16 protein-coding genes and 1 tRNA gene are annotated in these 19,189 nt (G+C 69.3%); 13 read left to right on the forward strand and 4 right to left on the reverse strand.

Going from position 1 to position 19,189, the window contains the following annotated elements; translation table 11 throughout:
* Positions 1 to 24 precede the first annotated feature (24 nt).
* Positions 25 to 1,029, reverse strand: coding sequence for a complex I NDUFA9 subunit family protein (locus tag QNA08_RS11090; RefSeq protein WP_283740775.1), 1,005 nt, complete (start codon positions 1,027 to 1,029; stop codon positions 25 to 27).
* A gap of 147 nt (positions 1,030 to 1,176) precedes the next feature.
* Between QNA08_RS11090 and QNA08_RS11095 the strand changes: the two genes are divergently transcribed.
* The 8 genes from QNA08_RS11095 to ptsN all read left to right on the forward strand — a co-directional run bounded on the left by QNA08_RS11095 (position 1,177) and on the right by ptsN (position 7,785).
* Positions 1,177 to 1,261, forward strand: a tRNA-Leu gene (locus QNA08_RS11095).
* Positions 1,262 to 1,666: 405 nt separating this feature from the next.
* On the forward strand, positions 1,667 to 2,281 hold the full coding sequence (locus QNA08_RS11100) for a ribonuclease D (RefSeq protein WP_283740776.1): 615 nt from the start codon (positions 1,667 to 1,669) through the stop codon (positions 2,279 to 2,281).
* A gap of 103 nt (positions 2,282 to 2,384) precedes the next feature.
* Complete coding sequence (gene lptC / locus QNA08_RS11105; protein WP_283740777.1) at positions 2,385 to 3,101, forward strand: LPS export ABC transporter periplasmic protein LptC; 717 nt, start codon at positions 2,385 to 2,387, stop codon at positions 3,099 to 3,101.
* A gap of 116 nt (positions 3,102 to 3,217) precedes the next feature.
* Positions 3,218 to 3,829, forward strand: coding sequence for an LptA/OstA family protein (locus QNA08_RS11110; RefSeq protein WP_283740778.1), 612 nt, complete (start codon positions 3,218 to 3,220; stop codon positions 3,827 to 3,829).
* A 108-nt stretch (positions 3,830 to 3,937) separates the two neighbouring features.
* Positions 3,938 to 4,810 carry an LPS export ABC transporter ATP-binding protein gene (lptB, locus tag QNA08_RS11115; protein WP_283740779.1) on the forward strand — a complete coding sequence of 291 codons (873 nt, stop codon included), beginning with the start codon at positions 3,938 to 3,940 and terminating at the stop codon, positions 4,808 to 4,810.
* Positions 4,811 to 4,948: 138 nt separating this feature from the next.
* A complete protein-coding gene (gene rpoN, locus QNA08_RS11120; protein WP_283740780.1) occupies positions 4,949 to 6,523 on the forward strand; it encodes an RNA polymerase factor sigma-54 in 1,575 nt (524 codons plus the stop codon).
* Positions 6,524 to 6,638: 115 nt separating this feature from the next.
* Positions 6,639 to 7,241 carry a ribosome hibernation-promoting factor, HPF/YfiA family gene (hpf, locus tag QNA08_RS11125; protein WP_283740781.1) on the forward strand — a complete coding sequence of 201 codons (603 nt, stop codon included), beginning with the start codon at positions 6,639 to 6,641 and terminating at the stop codon, positions 7,239 to 7,241.
* 76 nt (positions 7,242 to 7,317) lie between these two features.
* Positions 7,318 to 7,785, forward strand: coding sequence for a PTS IIA-like nitrogen regulatory protein PtsN (gene ptsN, locus QNA08_RS11130; RefSeq protein WP_283740782.1), 468 nt, complete (start codon positions 7,318 to 7,320; stop codon positions 7,783 to 7,785).
* Positions 7,786 to 7,806: 21 nt separating this feature from the next.
* Here ptsN and QNA08_RS11135 read toward each other — a convergent pair whose 3' ends face one another.
* Positions 7,807 to 8,829: a glucokinase gene (locus QNA08_RS11135; protein ID WP_283740783.1), complete on the reverse strand. Its 1,023-nt coding sequence runs from the start codon at positions 8,827 to 8,829 to the stop codon at positions 7,807 to 7,809.
* A 173-nt stretch (positions 8,830 to 9,002) separates the two neighbouring features.
* Between QNA08_RS11135 and QNA08_RS11140 the strand changes: the two genes are divergently transcribed.
* Entirely contained in the window at positions 9,003 to 10,628 is a 1,626-nt protein-coding gene (locus QNA08_RS11140; RefSeq protein WP_283740784.1) for a fumarate hydratase, read from the forward strand.
* Positions 10,629 to 10,739: 111 nt separating this feature from the next.
* Here the strand turns inward: QNA08_RS11140 and QNA08_RS11145 are convergent, their stop codons facing one another.
* A complete protein-coding gene (locus QNA08_RS11145; protein WP_283740785.1) occupies positions 10,740 to 11,840 on the reverse strand; it encodes a polyamine ABC transporter substrate-binding protein in 1,101 nt (366 codons plus the stop codon).
* A 207-nt stretch (positions 11,841 to 12,047) separates the two neighbouring features.
* Between QNA08_RS11145 and QNA08_RS11150 the strand changes: the two genes are divergently transcribed.
* A complete protein-coding gene (locus tag QNA08_RS11150; protein WP_283740786.1) occupies positions 12,048 to 12,761 on the forward strand; it encodes a glutathione S-transferase family protein in 714 nt (237 codons plus the stop codon).
* Positions 12,762 to 12,775: 14 nt separating this feature from the next.
* Here the strand turns inward: QNA08_RS11150 and QNA08_RS11155 are convergent, their stop codons facing one another.
* The gene (locus QNA08_RS11155) at positions 12,776 to 13,930 is read right to left on the reverse strand and encodes an aminotransferase (RefSeq protein WP_283740787.1); all 1,155 of its coding nucleotides are present in this window, start codon (positions 13,928 to 13,930) and stop codon (positions 12,776 to 12,778) included.
* A gap of 263 nt (positions 13,931 to 14,193) precedes the next feature.
* On the opposite strand from QNA08_RS11155, the gene QNA08_RS11160 reads away from it, so the two are divergent.
* The 3 genes from QNA08_RS11160 to cobU all read left to right on the forward strand — a co-directional run bounded on the left by QNA08_RS11160 (position 14,194) and on the right by cobU (position 19,184).
* Positions 14,194 to 15,318, forward strand: a complete 1,125-nt coding sequence (locus QNA08_RS11160; RefSeq protein ID WP_283740788.1) for an efflux RND transporter periplasmic adaptor subunit — start codon at positions 14,194 to 14,196, stop codon at positions 15,316 to 15,318.
* A 67-nt stretch (positions 15,319 to 15,385) separates the two neighbouring features.
* Positions 15,386 to 18,532, forward strand: a complete 3,147-nt coding sequence (locus tag QNA08_RS11165) for an efflux RND transporter permease subunit (protein ID WP_283740789.1) — start codon at positions 15,386 to 15,388, stop codon at positions 18,530 to 18,532.
* A gap of 136 nt (positions 18,533 to 18,668) precedes the next feature.
* Positions 18,669 to 19,184, forward strand: a complete 516-nt coding sequence (gene cobU, locus QNA08_RS11170; protein WP_283740790.1) for a bifunctional adenosylcobinamide kinase/adenosylcobinamide-phosphate guanylyltransferase — start codon at positions 18,669 to 18,671, stop codon at positions 19,182 to 19,184.
* Positions 19,185 to 19,189: the final 5 nt, after the last annotated feature.

Genomic DNA, 19,189 nt, shown 5'->3' on the forward strand with positions numbered 1-19,189 from the left:
CGGAGCCCGGACCGCAAGGCGGCCTCAGATCGTGCGGGCCGTGTCGAACTGGCCGGCCTTGCGGAAGCGCCAGAGGTAGGAAGGCACGATCGCCTCGTCGGCATTGGGCGTGATGCCGAGGCCCTCCAGGGTCCGGCCCTCGCGAACCGCCGCCTCCGACACGACATTGTCGCGGCGCAGCAGCTTCACCTGGTCGCGCGTGATGACGAATTCGTCGGGCATCAGGCCCAGCGTCAGCTTGTCGAGGAACTCGACCACCGTCGCCTGCAGGTGCGCGGCGCCGAAGGGCAGCGGCAGGATGAGCCGCTTGCGGTGCGTCACCTTGAGCACATACTCGACGAGGCCGCGCAGGGTGCGCACCTCCGGGCCGCCGAGCTCGTAGATGCGGCCGCCTGCGACCGCGCCGTCGACGGCGCGCGCGATGGCCTCGGCCACGTCGCCGACGAAGACGGGCTGGAATTTCGTGTCTGCCCCGGCGAGGGGCAGCACCGGCATCATGCGGGCGAGCGCCGCGAAGCGGTTGTAGAACTGATCCTCGGGACCGAAGACGATCGAGGGCCGGAAGACCACGGCCTGCGGCAGGGCGGCGAAGACCGCCTTCTCGGCCTCGGCCTTGGTGCGCGCATAGGCCGAATCGGAGGCGTCATCCGCGCCGAGGGCGGAGACGTGCACGAGGCGCGCACCGGCGGCGGCGGCGGCCTGGGCGACGGCGCGCGCGCCGAAGGCCTGCACGGCCTCGAAGGTCTGGCGGCCCGTTTCCTGAAGGATGCCGACGAGATTGACGACGATGGCCGCGCCGGCGACCGCCTGTTCGACCGAGGTCTTGTAGCGGAGGTTGGCCTGCACGGCGTGGATCTGGCCGACGCGGCCGAGAGGCTGCAGATGCCCGGCAAGGTCCGGGCGACGCACCGCGACGCGGATGCGATAGCCGCGCTTGGCGAGGGCTCGCACCACGTGCCGACCGATGAAGCCCGACCCGCCGAACACGGTGACGAGCTGCGAGGAGGGCGAAAGCGCACCCGCCGACATCGACAATCTCCGCTGAAACCCCTGAGGAACTCGGGCGTTTCCTTAGTCAATCGCAACCCGGCTGTATAGGGGCGGTGGATCGGGCACGAAGACACGTTGACAGCGAGCCGTGGAGGCCCTTAAAGGAGCGCGTGCCCGACGCGGCATGCCCAGGTGGCGGAATTGGTAGACGCGCTGGTTTCAGGTACCAGTGGCGCAAGCCGTGGAGGTTCGAGTCCTCTCCTGGGCACCACCGCCCCGTCCGAGGGTGCGGTGGGGCTGCTCTTGGGTGCCGCCTCCGTGTTTCATGTGAATCAGACGAGGCCGTCGCCCTTTGCGAGCGCGTGGTGGCTGGATGCGCGCTTTGCCCGCGCCAGCGAAGCGCGCGAATCGAGAGGGCGGTGGGACGGCAGGCAGGCGGCTTGGAAGGCCCGAGTGGTCTGCCCGTTGACACGCGCAGCTGCGCGTTCCTCCTCCTCATCATCATCATCATGCGCATCGCCGCCGCCGCCCGGCCGGCGGTGCCTTGTGACGCGGCCGGGCGGGTGTTAAAGGCCGCTGACGCCCTCGGGCCCGGAACGCAAAGGCATCAACGCCTCCAGGATCAATGTCTTCGGCGACGCGTGGCGTCGCCGGGCGCCACCGTGAACGGTTCTCGATGACCATCCGTCTGCATCGCGGCGACCTGCCCGCCGGCCTCGATTTCGGTGCTTCCGTCGCCATCGACACCGAAACGCTCGGTCTCAATCCCCATCGTGACCGCCTGTGCGTCGTGCAGCTGTCGCGGGGCGACGGCACGGCGGACATCGTGCAGATCGTGAAGGGCGGCCCACGGCCGGACAACCTCGTGCGCCTGCTCGCGGACGAGCGCGTGCTGAAGATCTTCCACTTCGCCCGCTTCGATCTCGCCGTGCTCTTCCAGGCCTTCGGCGTCATGCCGGGGCCGGTCTACTGCACGAAGATCGCCTCGCGGCTGACGCGCACCTACACCGACCGGCACGGGCTCAAGGACATCCTGCGCGAGCTCCTCGGCATCGAGATCTCCAAGCAGCAGCAGTCCTCGGACTGGGGCGCCGACGAGCTGACCGACGCGCAGCTCGCCTATGCCGCCTCCGACGTCCTGCACCTGCACGCGCTCAAGAACCGGCTCGACACGCTTCTTGCCCGAGAGGGACGGGCCGAGATCGCCGCCGCCTGCTTCGATTTCCTGCCGACCCGGGCGAGGCTCGATCTCGCCGGCTGGCCGGAGGTGGATATTTTTGCGCACAGTTGACGGTGCGTTAATGTGCGTCGGGTAGAGGCCGTCACAACTTCGCCACCCCGCTGGGGCAGCGAGGACGGGTTTCGCGCCTCGGAACGATGAAACGATCGATCACGTGAGCGACAGCGCCACTCTTCCCACCGGCGGCGTCCCGCCGCGGCCGCCCGGCCGCGCCGGCGCGGAGCACGCAGCGGCCTATGCGGCGGCGCGGCGTCACAGCGCGCGCGTGCGCTTCCTCAAGCGGGCCATTCCGATCGGGGCGGTCGTCGCCATCGTCGCCGTGCTTGTCGTCGGCCTCTTCGATCCCTTCGGGCGGCTGCAGGGCGTGACGCTGGGGCCGGTCAGCCTGTCCGGCACGAAGGTGACGATGGAGCAGCCGCGGCTCAGCGGCTTCCGCAAGGATGCCCAGCCCTACGAAGTGACAGCGGTTTCCGCCTCGCAGGATGTGCGCAAGCCGACGATCGTGGAGCTGAAGGAGCTCAAGGCCCGCGTCGCGCTCGACCAGAAGGGCTTCGCCCACCTCCAGGCTGCCACCGGCGTCTACGATACGCAGAAGGAGCAGCTCGAGCTCCAGCGCAATGTTCTGGTGCGCACTGACAGCGGCTACGATGCCAGGCTCCAGTCGGCATCCGTGGATTTCAAGGCCGGCACCGTCGTCTCGAACGAGCCGGTGCGGGTCGAGATCAAGGGCGGCACGATCGAGGCCGAGAGCCTGCAGGTGAGCGACAACGGCAAGCGCATCGCTTTCATCGGGCGGGTGCGCACCGTGTTCGATCGCGGTCAGTTCGGCGCGGGGCCGGCTGTCGCGCAGCCCGCGACGACGACGCCGTGAGGCACCCGGACCACGCTTGGCCGCATGGCGGCGGCGGTTCAGTATGAGACGAGACCATGGATTGCGGGCATCCGGGAATGCACCGGTGTCCGGCAGCGCAGCGTGAGACATTGGCCATGAACCGATTGCCTACCGCCCTTCTCGCCCTGGCGCTCGCCTTGCCGGGCGGCACGGCGCTGGCGCAGCAGAAGCCTCCGCCGGCGAAGTCCTCGCCCCTCGGCGGCCTCGGCTCCAACAGCAAGGACCCGATCAAGATCGATGCCGACCGGCTGGACGTCTTCGACAAGGAGCAGAAGGCCGTGTTCGCCGGCAATGTCGTCGCCGTGCAGGGGGAGACGACGATGCGCTGCTCGACGCTCACCGTCTATTACGAGCAGAGTGCCACCAAGGGCGCGGCGGGCGCCGCCCCCGCCGCGCAGGGGCAGGACAACAGCAACATCAAGAAGCTCGACTGCAAGGGGCCGGTGACCGTCGTATCCAAGGACCAGACGGCGACGGGCAGCGATGCTGTGTACGACCGCGTCGCCGACAAGGTCATCCTCTCCGGCAAGGTCACGCTGAGCCAGGGGCAGAACGTGCAGCAGTGCGAGCGCGTCGTCTACAGCCTCGACAGCAGCGTCGCGACCTGCGAGGCCAAGCCCGGCGGGCGCGTGCAGGGTGTCTTCGTGCCCGGCAGCACGCCCGATCAGGCGGCTGGCGCGCCGAAGCCGAAGGCCAAGGCCAACTGACATCGTCCCTTGGCGTCGGGGCCGGCGCGACGCAACCACGCGGTCTATTGCGGTCGCGGCGTCGCTCGCCTACCTACGGCCGAACCATCCGATCCGTCGAGCCAGCTCGTGAAACTGCCCTTCAGCCGCTCCCGCGCCGACAAACATGCCGAGACTGCCGCCCGATGGGCGGATGAGGTGGGCGGCGGGGCGCTCGCCGTCGACCACGTCGGGCGGACGTCACAGGCCGATCCGCAGTTTCGCACCGATATCGGCGGCCCGGGCACGCTCGCCGTGCACGGCCTCAAGAAGAGCTATCGCGGGCGCACCGTGGTGCAGGACGCGGCGCTGCACGTGCGCAACGGCGAGGCCGTGGGTCTCCTCGGGCCGAACGGGGCGGGCAAGACGACGATCTTCTACATGATCACCGGGCTCGTCGCCGCCGACGCCGGCACGATCAGCCTCGACGGCCACGACATCACGCACCTGCCGATGTACCGGCGCGCCCGCCTCGGCATCGGCTACCTGCCGCAGGAGGCCTCGATCTTCCGTGGCCTCAGCGTCGAGGACAACATCCGCGCCGTGCTCGAGGTGGTGCAGCCGGACCGCAAGAAGCGCCAGGAGGAGCTTGATGCGCTCCTCAACGAGTTCACCATCGCACGGCTGCGCAAGTCGCCCTCCATCGCACTCTCGGGCGGCGAGCGCCGCCGCTGCGAGATCGCCCGCGCGCTCGCCGGCAAGCCGTCCTTCATGCTGCTCGACGAGCCCTTCGCCGGCATCGATCCGATCGCGGTGGGCGATATCCAGAATCTCGTGCGGCATCTGACGGGCCGCGGTATCGGCGTGCTGATCACCGACCACAACGTGCGCGAGACGCTCGGGCTCATCGACCGGGCCTACATCATCCACTCCGGCCGCGTGCTGATGGAGGGCACGCCCGAGGAGATCATCGCCAACGAGGACGTGCGCCGCCTCTATCTCGGCGAGGATTTCCACCTCTGATCCGGGCGGGCGTCGAGCCGCGCCGCATCACGCCGGCTTTGACGGCGGATCGCCGACCGGCTAGAGAGTCGACCCGAGGGAATAGCAAGAAGCGTGCCGCGAGGCGACGCTTCGGCAATCGGGGGTCCGCGGACGGCGATGGCGCTCTCGCATCGTCTCGAACTGCGCCAGGGGCAGTCCCTGGTGATGACGCCGCAGCTCCTGCAGGCGATCAAGCTGCTGCAGTTCTCGCACGTCGAGCTCGTCGCCTATGTCGAGGCCGAGCTCGAGCGCAATCCCCTCCTGGAGCGCGCCGAGGCTGAAGGGGAGGCGCCCGCCACCGATGCAGCCGGCGAGGCGGAGGCGTTCGATCCCGCCACAGGGCCGGATGCCGGCGACGAGCGGACCTGGTTTTCGCAGGAGCTCGAAACCTCGCGCGACGCCATCGAATCGGGGCTCGGCACCGCCCTCGACAACGTCTTCCAGGACGAGGCGCCGCACCGCACGGAGGCGGCGAGGCCGGCGGAGGACCTGCTCCCCGTCTCGTCCTCCCTGTGGAGCGGTGCGACGGCGGGCAGTTTTGATGACGAAGGACCCGGCTTCGAGGCGACGCTCGCCGCCGATGTCGGCCTGCACGACCATCTGCTCGCCCAGCTCGACATCGCCACCGCCGATCCGGTGGACCGCCTCATCGGTCGCCATCTCGTCGACGCGGTGGACGAGGCTGGCTATCTCGCCGAGGAGGTGGCGGCCATCGCCGAGCGGCTCGGCACGCCGCAGACGCGCGTCGAGGCCGTGCTCGCCCTCGTCCAGACCTTCGAGCCGAGCGGGGTGGGCGCGCGCGATCTCGCCGAATGCCTCGCCATCCAGCTCAAGGAGCGGGATCGCTTCGATCCCGCCATGCAGGCGCTCGTCGCCAATCTGCCGCTTGTCGCCAGGCGCGACTATGCCGCCTTGAAGCGCCTGTGCGGCGTCGACGACGAGGATCTCGCCGACATGCTCGCCGAGCTCAGGCGGCTCGATCCCAAGCCCGGCCGCGCCTTCGGCGGCACGCCGCCGCAGCCGCTGGTGCCCGATGTCTATGTGCGCGCTGCCCCCGATGGCAGCTGGCTCGTCGAACTCAACAACGAGACGCTGCCGCGCGTCCTCCTCAATCACGCCTACTATGCCCGCGTCGCCCGCGACGCCCGGCGCGACACCGACAAGACCTTCCTCGCCGACTGTCTGCAGAACGCCAACTGGCTGACGCGCAGCCTGGAGCAGCGCGCCAAGACCATCCTCAAGGTGGCCAGCGAGATCGTCCGCCAGCAGGACGCCTTCTTCGCCCAGGGCGTCGAATACCTGCGGCCCCTCAATCTCAAGACCATCGCCGACGCCATCGGCATGCACGAATCGACCGTGTCGCGCGTGACCTCGAACAAGTCGATCGGCACGGCCCGCGGCGTCTTCGAGATGAAATATTTCTTCTCGGCCGCGATCGCCGGTGTGACCGGCGCCGAGGCCCACTCAGCCGAGGCGGTGCGCCATCGCATCAAGCAGATGATCGACGCCGAGCCGGTGAACGACGTGCTCTCGGACGATGCGATCGTGCAGAAGCTCAGGGACCTCGGCATCGACATCGCTCGCAGGACGGTCGCCAAGTATCGGGAATCGCTGAGGATTCCCTCGTCGGTGGAGCGCCGGCGCGAGAAGCAGGCGGCCGCCGTCCGCAGCCCTGCGCGTGACGTCGGGTAACCCCTCCCGCGTTGACTTGGGCCAAGGCTCTTCTTACGAATCTAGGCAGAAGAACCTGCTGAACCGGCCCCTCGCACGGCGCCAATCCACGGCCGCCCAGGGAAGGGAGAAAACAATGACACTGCGGGTTTCGGGGAAGAATCTGGACATCGGTGAGGCTCTGCGGGGCCAGGTGGAGGAGCGTGTCGCGAGCGCGATCGCGAAATATTTCGAGGGGGGATACTCCGGCCACGTGACGGTCGCGCGCGAAGGCACCGGCTTCCGCACGGACTGCGTGCTGCATCTCGCCTCGGGCATCACCCTCGAAGCCTCCGGCATGGCCCACGATGCCCATGTCAGTTTCGACCAGACGGCCGATCGCATCGAGAAGCGGCTGCGCCGCTACAAGCGGCGGCTGAGAGACCGCAGTGCCGCCAACGGGGCCGCCACGGCCACCCGGCTTCTGGCCGCCCAGGGCATGCCCGCCTATGTGCTCGAAGCTCCCGGCGAGGAGGAGGAGTTCGACGAGGGCTACCACCCCGCTGTCGTGGCCGAGACGACCAAGCCCTTGCACGTCCTGTCCGTCAGCGACGCCGTCGTCGAGCTCGACCTGACCGGCAAGCCGGTGGTGGTTTTCCGACACGCTGGCAGTGGACGCGTCAACGTCGTATATCGTCGCCTCGACGGGACCATCGGCTGGGTCGACCCTCCGGCCGCTGCTCCCACGGACCAAGCCTGACCCAAGCGTCGGCCTCGCCGGATCCTTCGCCCGGCGCCCCGCCCGGGAGCGGCTGCACGCAACCTGTTTCGAGACGATGCCCCTAACCGATCTCCTCACGCCCGACGCTGTCCTGCCGGCGCTGAAAGTGAACGGCAAGAAGCAGGCCCTCCAGGAGCTGGCGGCCCACGCCGCGCGCCTGACAGGGCTCGACGAGCGCGACATCTTCGAGACGCTCCTGCAACGCGAGCGCCTCGGTTCGACGGGAATCGGCGAAGGCATCGCCATTCCCCACGGCAAGCCGGCGCGCATCGACCGCCTGTTCGGCCTGATGGCGCGTCTCGAGCGCCCCATCGACTTCGAGGCGCTGGACGGTCAGCCGGTCGACATCATCTTCCTGCTGCTCGCGCCCGAAACGGCGGGAGCCGATCATCTGAAGGCCCTCGCCCGCGTCGCCCGCATCCTGCGGGAGCCCGGGGTGCTGGAGAAAGTGCGCGCCACGCGCGACGCCTCCGCGCTCTATGCGGTGCTCACCCAGAGCTCGGCCTCCACCGCAGCGGCGTAGCCGCAACGCCCGGATCCGGACTCAGGGTCGCCACAGGCGCGCCTGCCAGTCGAGAAGATAGAGGTCAGGCCGCTCGGCGATGGCGGCGAGGCCGTGCAGCACGGCATCCGGTGTCGTCACGAGGCGCAGCGGGATCGCGCGGACGAAGGCGGCGACGGGTGCCTTGGCGGCGAAGGCCGCGCGGAAGGCGGCGGCGTCGATGAGCGGTGCGAGCCGCGGCAGAATGCCGCCGGAGAGATGCACGCCGCCGGCCGCGCCGAAGGCGAGCGCCATGTCGCCCGCGAAGGTCGCCAGGAGGTGCAGAAAGGCCGCCACCGTCTCGCGGCAGTCGGGCGAATGGCCGGCGAGCGCCGCCTCGGTAATGGTCGGGCCGTCGGTCTCCACGGGGCGCCGGCCCGCCACGGCGAGGCGCGCCCGATGCAGGCGGGCGAGGCCTGGACCGGACAAGAGCGTCTCTGCCGTCACACGACCGTCGATGCGCTCGATATGGGGCCAGTAGGCCTCTTCCTCGGCATTCGCGGGGCCGATGCCGACATGGCCGCCCTCGCTTGGCAGGGGCAGGAAGCGTCCGTCCACGTCCGCCAGGGCGCCGACGCCCAGGCCCGTGCCGGGGCCGAGCACGACACGCGTTCCCCGCCGCGGCGCCAGATCGGGCGTCAGGTCGAGGAAACCATCGGCCGGCAGGGCCGGCAGGGCGAGAGCCTGGGCCTCGAAATCGTTGAGGAGGAGCCCCTGCGCGAGCCCGAGCCCCCGGGCGATCTCCAGCCCGTCGAGCGTCCAGCCGGCGTTGGTGAGGACGATGCGCCGGCCGTCCAGGACCGGCCCCGCTCCGCAGAGCAGCATGGACCGGGGGGCGGCTTCCCGCACGGCAGCCAGACTGGCGGCGAGGGCAACCTCGAGCCCGGCGTGGTCGTGCGTCGCCTGCGTCGGCAGCCGCGTGAGCCCGGCGCCCGGCGCCGGCAGGAGTGCGAAGCGGGCGTTGGTGCCGCCGATGTCGCCGACGAGCACGGGATGGGGGAACAGGCCCCGTTCGACGCGAACCATGAATGCCTTGTCCCGCGAGCCTCGCCCTGCGGTCAAGACCCTGAAGGCACAGGAGGTCCGGACCGACTTGGAATGATGCGAAAGAACCCGTAAAACGCCCGCCGGTCGTCCCGCGCCATGGGTGTCGCCGCCTCCATCGGGATCGTCCCGCGCAATCCTGCCAAGGAATGGCCATGTCTGCAGCCGAAGCCGCCTACACCCCGCTCTTCCCCCTCGGTCCCGACACGACGCCCTATCGCAAGCTGACCGCCGATGGCGTGCGCGTCGAACGCTTCGGCGGGCGCGAGATCCTCGTCGTCGAGCGCGAAGCGCTGCGCCTCCTCGCCGAACAGGCGATGATCGACATCAACCACCTCCTGCGCCCGGGCCATCTCAGGCAGCTCGCCGCGATCCTCGACGATCCGGAGGCGACGTCGAACGACAAGTTCGTCGCCTACGACCTCCTCAAGAACGCCAATATCGCCGCGGGCGGCGTGCTGCCCATGTGCCAGGACACGGGCACCGCCATCGTCATGGGCAAGAAGGGCCGGCTGGTCTGGACGGACGGCGACGACGAGGCGGCGCTCGCCGAGGGCATCCGCGACGCCTATCTCAAGAAGAACCTGCGCTATTCCCAGCTCGCGCCCCTCTCCATGTTCGAGGAGAAGAACACGCGCAACAACCTGCCGGCGCAGATCGAGCTCTATGCCGAGGGCGAGGACGCCTACAAGTTCCTCTTCATCGCCAAGGGCGGCGGCTCGGCCAACAAGACCTTCCTCTATCAGGGCACGCCCTCGCTCCTGACCAAGGACCGGCTGATGGCCTTCCTCAAGGAGAAGATCCTGACCCTCGGCACGGCAGCCTGCCCGCCCTATCATCTCGCCGTCGTCATCGGCGGCACCAGCGCCGAGCTCAACCTGAAGACGGTGAAGCTCGCCTCGACCCGCTACCTCGACGACCTGCCGACAGAGGGCTCCGAGGCCGGCCACGCCTTCCGTGACCTCGCGATGGAGGCCGAGATCCACAAGCTCACGCAGAGCCTAGGCGTCGGCGCCCAGTTCGGCGGCAAGTACTTCTGCCACGACGTGCGCGTCATCCGCCTGCCGCGCCACGGGGCGTCGCTGCCCATCGGTCTCGGCGTCTCCTGCTCGGCGGACCGGCAGGCCAAGGCCAAGATCACGCGCGACGGCATCTATCTCGAGGAGCTCGAGACCAATCCGGCGCGGTACCTGCCGGAGGTGGACGAGGCCGCGCTCGGCGGCGAGGTGGTGGAGATCGACCTGACGCGGCCGATGCCGGAGATCCTGGCGACGCTGAGCAGGTATCCCGTGCGCACGCGCCTCTCCCTCACCGGTCCGATGATCGTGGCGCGCGACCTCGCCCACGCCAAGCTGCGCGAGCGGCTGGAGCGCGGCGAGCCGCTGCCCGACTACATCAAGAACCACCCCGTCTACTACGCCGGCCCGGCCAAGACGCCGGAGGGCTACGCCTCGGGATCCTTCGGCCCGACGACGGCCGGGCGCATGGACGCCTTTGTCGACCAGTTCCAGGCCGCCGGCGGCTCCATGGTCATGCTCGCCAAGGGCAATCGTTCGGATGCCGTGCGCCAGGCCTGCCAGAAGCACGGCGGCTTCTATCTCGGCTCCATCGGCGGGCCGGCGGCACGCCTCGCGCAGGACTGCATCCGAAAGGTCGAGGTCGTGGAATATCCCGAGCTCGGCATGGAGGCCGTGTGGCGCATCGAGGTCGAGGACTTCCCCGCCTTCATCGTCACCGACGACAAGGGCAACGACTTCTTCAAGGCGCTCAACCTCGGCTGAGCCGCCCGCTCCATGGCGAAGACAAGGAAGGCGCTGCGGCCGGGCCGCAGCGCCTTCTTGCTTACCCCATCGCCGGACCCGATCCGGCACGCCGGATCACTCTTGCCGGTCTCACTTGCCCGTCTTGACCTTGGTCCACAGGCGCGTGATGGCGCGCTGGGCCTTGTCGTCGTAGGCCGTGTTCGTGAAGAGGCGCTTGAAGGTGGCCTCGTCCGGATAGACACCGGCGTTGTTGCGCACCTCGGGCTTCACCAGGTCCTTCGCCGGCAGCACGCCGTTGGCATAGGAGACGAAGTTGGAGTTCGCCGCGGCCACCTCCGGCTTCAGCATGTAGTCGATGAAGGCGTGCGCCTCGCCCACGTTCTTGGCGTCAGCCGGGATCGCCATGGAGTCGAACCACATGAGCGCGCCTTCCTTCGGGATGATGTAGGCGACCTCGACATTGTTCTTGGCCTCCTCGGCGCGCTTCTTGGCCTGCAGGATGTCGCCCGAATAGCCGACCGCCACGCAGATGTCGCCGTTGGCGAGCGCGTTGATATATTCGGAGGAGTGGAACTTCTTGATGTTCTTGCGCGTCTTGGCGAGCGCGTCGGCCACCTTCTGGAAGTCCTTCGGATCCTTCGAGTCCGGGTTGAGGCCGAGATAGTTGAGGATGCCGGGGAAGAGGTCCTCCGGCGAATCGAGCATGTAGATGCCGCAGTCCTTCAGCTTGGCGGCGATCTCCGGCTTCATCACGATGTCCCAGGTGTTGAAGGGCGTGTCGCCCAGCCGCTCCTTCACCTTCTTGACGTTGATGCCGATGCCCGTGGTGCCCCACATGTAGTTGACGGCATATTGGTTGCCCGGATCGAAGACCTGCAGGCGCTGGGCGATGTCCGGCCAGATGTTCTTGGCGTTCGTGAGCTTCGCCTTGTCGATCTTCTGGAAGACGCCGGCCTTGATCTGGCGCTGCAGGAAGGGGCCGGAGGGCACCACGATGTCGTAGCCGGACTTGCCGGCGAGCAGCTTCGTCTCGACGATCTCGTTGTTGTCGTAGGTGTCGTAGACGACCCTGATGCCCGTCTCCTTGGTGAAGTCCTCGAGCACCTTGGGGTCGATATAGTCAGACCAGTTGTAGACGTTGACGGTCTTCTCCTGCGCGGCGGCGGCGCTGGCGAGCACGAGACCGAAGGCGAGCGAGGCGAAGGAGCGGAGAAGGTCGGCGCGGATCATTTCCGGGCTGTCTCCCTGTCAGGCGACGGACGTTGCAGGAGCGCCGAAGCGGCGCAGGGGCAGGCTATGCGCTCGGCGTCCCGGAAACAACAGAGCACAGGGGCTCGCGGTGCCACCTGCGGGGTTCTCGCTCCTGACAGGACGGGATGGCCGGGCGACTATTGTCGGGAGGCGGGGGAAGCTCGCAGCCCCTTCAAGGAGGACGCCATGAAACCCGATCATCGCGTGGCCGGCGCGCGCATGCGCCTCTACTCCGGTCCCCTGAGCATGTTCGGCGCCAAGGTCGAGATCGCGGCCCTCGAGAAGGGCCTCGACGTCGAGGTCGTCATGGTTCCCTTCGACATGACGAACCTCTACGAGCCCAAGCATCCCGAGGTCCTGCGCATCAATCCCAAGCGCCAGGTCCCCGTGCTGGTGCACGGCGACCTCGAGATCTTCGATTCGACGCAGATCGTCGAGTATTTCGAGGATCTCCAGCCGGAGCCCGCCCTGTGGCCCGCGGCGCCGGCGGAACGGGCGCGGGCACGGCTGCTCGAACTGAAGTCCGACGAGGTCTTCTTTCCACCCGTCATCCGCCTGATGGGCCTTCAGGAGACGCCGGACGATCCTGCCGCCGTCGCGGCGCGGGCGGCGGTCGCCGCCTGTTACAAGGAGATGGAGGCGATGCTCGCCGGGCGCGACCATGTCGCCGGCAGCTACTCCCATGCCGACATCGCCTTCTACATGGCGCAGCTCTTTGCCGCCCGCATGGGCGCGCCCATGACGGCCGCAACGCCCGGGCTCCTCGCCTGGCGGGAGCGCGTCACGGCGCGCCCTGCCGTCCGCGCCGTGGTCGGGCGCATGGCGGCATTCCTCGCATCGGTGGGGCGGCCGCTGCCGGAGTTCATGGCAGACCTCCTGCCGGCCGGCGCCGCCGCCTGAACGGCGCCTCCGCCTCAGCCGGCGCGCCCGGCAACGGCTTCGAGCCGCTCCAGCGCGCGATCCAGCGTTGCGTCGGTCTTGGCGAAGCAGAAGCGCACGACGGTCTTCACGGCGCCCTCGGCGTAGAAGGCCGAGACGGGAATGGCTGCGACACCATGCCGTTCGACGAGGCGCCGGCAGAAGGCGACGTCGTCCGTCTCGCCGAGGGGGGCGATGTCGACGTTGAGGAAATAGGTGCCCTCGCTCGGCAGGACGGTGAAGCCGAGCCGCCTGAGGCCGTCGGCGAAGCGGTCGCGGCTGCGCTCGAAGCCCGCCCGCATGGTGCGGAAATAGGCCTCCTCCTTGCCGAGGCCGTAGGCGACCGCCGCCTGCAGGTTGGGCGGCGTCGTGAAGGTGAGGAACTGGTGCGCCTTGGCGAGCACCTTGAGGATCGCCGGCGCGGCGCAGACGAAGCCCACCTTCCACCCCGTGAGCGAGAAGATCTTGCCCGCCGAGCCGATCTTGACCGTGCGCTCGCGCATGCCCGGCAGGCCGATGAGCGGGACATGCGCGCGATCGTCGAAGACGACGTGCTCCCACACCTCGTCGCACAGGGCGATGGCGTCGTGGGCGATGCAGAAGCGCGCGAGGAGCTCGAGGTCCTCGCGCGGATAGACCACGGCGGACGGGTTGAGCGGATTGTTGAAGAGCACGACCTTCGTCTTCGGCGAGAAGGCGTGGACGAGCGCCTCCTCGCTCAGCCGCCAGTGCGGGGGCTGCAGCGTGACGAAGCGTGGCACCCCGCCAGCCCGGCGGACGAGCGGCAGATAGGCGTCGTACATCGGCTCGAAGAGCACGACCTCGTCGCCCGGCTCGATGAGGGCGAAGAGCGCGCCGGCGATCGCTTCCGTGGCGCCGGAGGTGATCATCACCTCCCCCTCGGCGTCGAGGGTAAGGCCCTGGTGCGCCCGGTAGTGATCGGCCACGGCGCGGCGCAGCTCGGGCAGGCCGAGCATGGGCGGATACTGGTTCCAGCCGTGGACGACGGCCTCCGCCGCCCTGGCGCGCACGTCCGCGGGGCCCGGATCATCGGGGAAGCCCTGCCCGAGATTGACCGCGCCGGTCTCGCGCGCGAGCCGCGACATCACCTCGAAGACGGTGGTCGGCAGGCCGGCGAGGATGGAATTCATGACGCGTGCTCCACTTGGCTCTGGCGACGCGCTTTAGCACGTGGGCGCACCCGGTTAGAAGCCGTGTGTGCCAGCGCACATCGCGCGCGGGCGTTTCATGCCGCAGCGCACGATATCGAGTGATGAAAATTGACATTCATCACTCATCAGCTAACGTCCCGGCAGACCGGCCCGGTGGCGCGGTCGGCGGGCGGGTCGCTCTCGGTGCCCCCCAACACCCCTCGCCGACCCCGCCGGGCTGGTTCCCTCTCGGGAGCTTCTCCATGGGCGCCGCCGTCTCCGCCGCGATCACCCCCCGTCTGGTTTCCGGCCTTCGCACCATCGCCGCCGCGGCGCTTCTGCCGCTCGTCCTCGCCGCCTGCAACGATTCCGTCGCCGAGGTGAAACCGAGGAACGAGCGGCCCGTGCTCGTCGCCGCCGTGCGCTACGAGGCGCTGACGCCCGAGCGCAGCTTCGTTGCCACCATCCGCCCGCGCATCGAGAGCGATCTCGGCTTTCGCGTCGCCGGCAAGGTGGCGCGCCGCCTCGTCCAGGTGGGCGACAGGGTGGAGGCAGGCCAGGCGCTCGCCGTGCTGGACGAGACGGATCTGCGCCTGCAGGCCGAGCAGGCGGAGGCGGAGCGGCGCGCCGCGACCACGGTACTTGCCCAGGCCACCGCCGACGAGCGGCGCGGCGAGGAGCTGCGCCGCCGCGGCTGGTCGACGGACGCCGCCTACGACCGGCAGAAGTCCGCGGCCGAGGAGGCGCGCGGTCGCCTCGCCCGGGCCGAGAAGGCCGCGGAGCTCACCCGCAACAACCTCTCCTACGCCACGCTCGCGGCCGATGCCGCCGGTATCGTCACGGCGACGATGATCGAACCGGGCCAGGTCGTCGGGGCCGGCCAGGCGGCGGTCCGCGTCGCCCGCTTAGGCGAGAAGGAGGCGGTGGTCGCCGTGCCGGAGGCGCTCGTGGAGCGCGCCCGCTCCGGTGCGGCCTCCGTCACCCTGTGGTCGAAGCCCGACAAGCGCTACGCCGCCACCTTGCGCGAGCTTGCGCCGGCGGCCGATCCGGCGACGCGCACCTACCAGGCGCGCTTCTCGATCCCGCAGGCAGACGAGGCGGTTTCGCTCGGCATGACGGCGACCCTGGTGCTCGCCGGCAGCGGCGAGGAGCGGGCGGCGCGCCTGCCCCTCTCGGCCCTGTTCAACCAGGGGGCCGGTCCGGCGCTCTGGGTGGTGGACGAGAAGACCGGCGCGCTCGCGCTGAAGCCCGTGACGGTGCGCGCCTATGAGGCGCGTGATGTGCTCGTCGCGGGCGGCGTCGCCGAGGGCGATCTCGTCGTCACGCTCGGCGTGCAGAAGCTCGATCCGGCCGACAAGGTGCGGATCGTCCAGGCCATGGCCTTCTGAGGCGATGGCGGTGCCGCGGTCGGGGCTCCCGCCGCGAGCGGCATTCGAAGCAAGGATGGTCGGGGCGATGCGCCGGTTCAACCTGTCGCACTGGGCGGTGACGCACCCCGCCCTGGTTCTCTTCTTCATCATCGCGCTCGCCGTCGGCGGCATCTTCTCCTACCTGCGCCTCGGCCGCGCCGAGGATCCCTCCTTCACCATCAAGGTCGCTGTCGTCACCGCCATCTGGCCGGGCGCGACGGCAAAGGAGATGCAGGACCAGGTCGCCGACCGCATCGAGAAGAAGCTGCAGGAGCTGCCCTTCTTCGACAAGGTGCAGACCTATACGAAGCCCTCCTTCACGGCGATGCAGGTGTCGTTCCGCGACTACACTCCGCCCAAGGAGGTGCCCGAGCTCTTCTACCAGCTGCGCAAGAAGCTCACCGACCTGAAGCCCGAGCTGCCGCGCGAGCTCCTCGGGCCCAACGTCAATGACGAATATGGCGACGTCGATTCCCTCCTCTACATGCTCACCGGCGACGGGGCCGACTACGCCCAGCTGAAGCGCGTCGCCGAGGCCATGCGCCAGCGCCTGCTCAAGGTGCCGAACGTCACCAAGGTCAATCTCTACGGCGTGCAGGACGAGCGCATCTGGGTGGAGTTCAGCCACGCCAAGCTCGCGACCCTGGGTATCTCGCCGCAGGCGATCTTCGATTCGCTCGCGAGGCAGAACAGCGTCAATCCGGCGGGCGTGGTGGAGACCGGGGCCCAGCGCGTCTCCCTGCGCGTCACCGGCGCCCTCGACGGCGCCAGGGCGGTGGCCGAGACGCCGGTGGAGGCGAACGGCCGCGTCTTCCGTCTGGGCGACATCGCCACCGTGACGCGCGGCTTCGAGGACCCCTCGGACTATATGGTGCGCCAGCGCGGCAAACCGGCGCTGGGCGTCGGCGTCGTCATGGCCAAGGGCGCCAACATCCTCAAGCTCGGCGAGGACCTGAAGGCGGCGGTGGCCGAATTCACCGCCGCCCTGCCGCAGGGCATCGACGTCGAGCAGATCGCCGACCAGCCGCTCGTCGTCGACCACGCCGTCGGCGAGTTCGTGCGCTCCTTCGGCGAGGCGCTCGCCATCGTGCTCTTCGTCTCCTTCCTGTCGCTCGGCTGGCGCACGGGCATCGTCGTGGCGCTCTCCGTGCCGCTCGTGCTCGCCATGGTCTTCATGGTGATGCTGGCCATGGGGCTCGACCTGCACCGCATCACGCTCGGCGCCCTCATCATCGCCCTCGGCCTCCTGGTCGACGACGCCATCATCGCCGTCGAGATGATGGTGGTGAAGATGGAGCAGGGCTGGGACCGGGTGAGGGCGGCCTCCTACGCCTGGACGTCCACCGCCTTCCCCATGCTCACCGGCACGCTCGTGACCGCGGCGGGCTTCCTGCCCATCGGCTTCGCCAATTCCGGCGTCGGCGAATATGCGGGCGGCATCTTCTGGGTGGTGGCGCTCGCCCTCCTCGCCTCCTGGGTGGTCGCGGTGATCTTCACGCCCTATCTCGGCATGAAGCTCCTGCCGAACTTCGCCGACAGGCACGGCCACAGCGTCCACGCCGACCCGAACGCCATCTACCACACGCGTCTGTACGAGGCGCTGCGCCGCGTCATCGTCTGGTGCGTGCGCTGGCGCGGGCTGACCGTGATCGCCACGGTGCTCGTCTTCGTCGCCTCGGTCGTCGCCTTCGGCCGCGTGCAGCAGCAGTTCTTCCCGCTGTCCGAGCGGCCGGAGCTGTTCTTCCAGATGCGCCTGCCCGAGGGGACGGCCATCGGCGTCACGACCGAGACGGCGAAGACGGCGGAGAAGCTCCTGGGCGACGACCCGGACATCGCCACCTACACGAGCTACATTGGCCAGGGCTCGCCGCGTTTCTGGCTCGGCCTCAACCCCCAGCTCCCCAACGAGGCCTTCGCCGAGATCGTCATCGTGGCGAAGGACGTGGAGGCGCGCGAGCGCATCAAGGCGCGCATCGAGAAGGCGGTGGCGAACGGCGCCCTGGCCGAGGCACGCGTGCGCGTCGACCGCTTCAACTTCGGCCCGCCGGTGGGCTTCCCTGTGCAATTCCGGGTCGTCGGCCCCGATCCCAACACCGTGCGCGACATCGCCTTCAAGGTGCGCGACGTCATGCGCGCGAACCGCAACACCGTCGATCCGCATCTCGACTGGAACGAGCAGACGCCCTCCGTCCAGCTCGTCGTTGACCAGGAGCGCGCGCGCTCTCTCGGCCTCAACGTGCAGGACGTGGCGCAGGCGCTGCAGACGCTCATCTCCGGCGCGCCGGTGACGACGGTGCGCGACGGCACGGAGAAGGTCGAGGTCGTCGCCCGCGCGGTCGCCGTCGAGCGGCTCGACCTCGGGCGCATCGGCGACCTCACCGTCACGAGCCGCAACGGCGTCGCCGTGCCCCTGTCGCAGGTGGCGAAGATCGAATACGGGCATGAGGAGCCGATCCTGTGGCGGCGCAACCGCGACATGGCCATCACCGTCCGTTCCGACATTGTCGACGGCGTGCAGGCGCCGGACGTCACCAACCAGATCTGGCCGAAGCTCGCCGATATCCGCAAGGAGCTGAGGCCGGGCTATCGCCTCGAGGTCGGCGGCGCCATCGAGGAATCGCAGAAGGGAAACGCCTCGATCTTCGCGCTCTTCCCGCTGATGCTGATCCTCATGCTCACCATCCTCATGGTGCAGCTGCAGAGCTTCTCGCGGCTCGCCCTCGTCTTCCTCACCGCGCCGCTGGGCATCGTCGGCGCCTCGCTCGGGCTCAACCTCGCCAACAAGCCCTTCGGCTTCGTGGCCCTGCTCGGCCTCATCGCGCTTGCCGGCATGATCATGCGCAACACCGTCATCCTCGTCGACCAGATCGAGGCGGACGTGGCGCAGGGCATGATGCGGCGCGAGGCGATCGTCGAGGCGACCGTGCGGCGCGCGCGCCCCGTGATCCTCACGGCGCTCGCCGCCATCCTCGCCATGATCCCCCTGTCGCGCTCGGCCTTCTGGGGGCCGATGGCGATCACCATCATGGGCGGCCTTTTCGTCGCCACCTTCCTCACCCTGCTCTTCCTGCCGGCGCTCTATGCCCTCTGGTTCCGCAAGCGCCTCGACGAGCGCGGCGAAGGCACGCCGGCCGACGATGCGGCGCCGCACGGGGCGGAGGCGCCCGTGCCGCTGCGCATGGCGGCCGAGTGAGGAGTTCGGAGGGCTGGTCGACGCCGGGCGGAGCGGCTGTTTCGAGCCGGTTCGGAGCCGCGCTGTCCGGCCATCGTCAGCCGTGCCGTGTCTCGGCCGGCTTGCCAACGGGCGGCGGTCGTGAGACGCCTCGCGCATGGCCGACGATCCCCGCACCCATCTCGTCCTCGGCGGCGCCCGCTCCGGCAAGAGCCGTTACGCCGAAGAGGTGATTCGCGCCCGTCCGGCGCCGTGGATCTACGTCGCCACCGCAGAGGCGATGGATGCGGAGATGGAAACCCGCATCGCCCGCCACAGAGCCGAGCGCGGCGCGGGCTGGGAGACCTGCGAGGCCCCGCTCGATCTGGCCGGGGCGCTCGCCCGCGCCCCCGCCGGCGCGGCCGTGCTTGTCGACTGCCTGACGCTGTGGCTCACCAACGTGCTCCTGGCCGAACGCGACGTGCCGGCGGAGATCGACCGGCTCGTCGCGCTCGTCGCGGGCGAGACGCGGCCACTCGTCCTCGTCGCCAATGAGGTGGGCCTCGGCATCGTGCCGGACAACGCGCTCGCGCGCGCCTTCCGCGATCACGCGGGCATTCTCAACCAGCGTCTTGCCGCCGTCGTCGACCGGGTGGTCTTCACGGTGGCGGGCGTCCCCATGGTGGTGAAATGAGGGCC

The organism is Chelatococcus albus, from assembly GCF_030067675.1.
Classification (GTDB): Bacteria; Pseudomonadota; Alphaproteobacteria; order Rhizobiales; family Beijerinckiaceae; genus Chelatococcus_A; species Chelatococcus_A albus.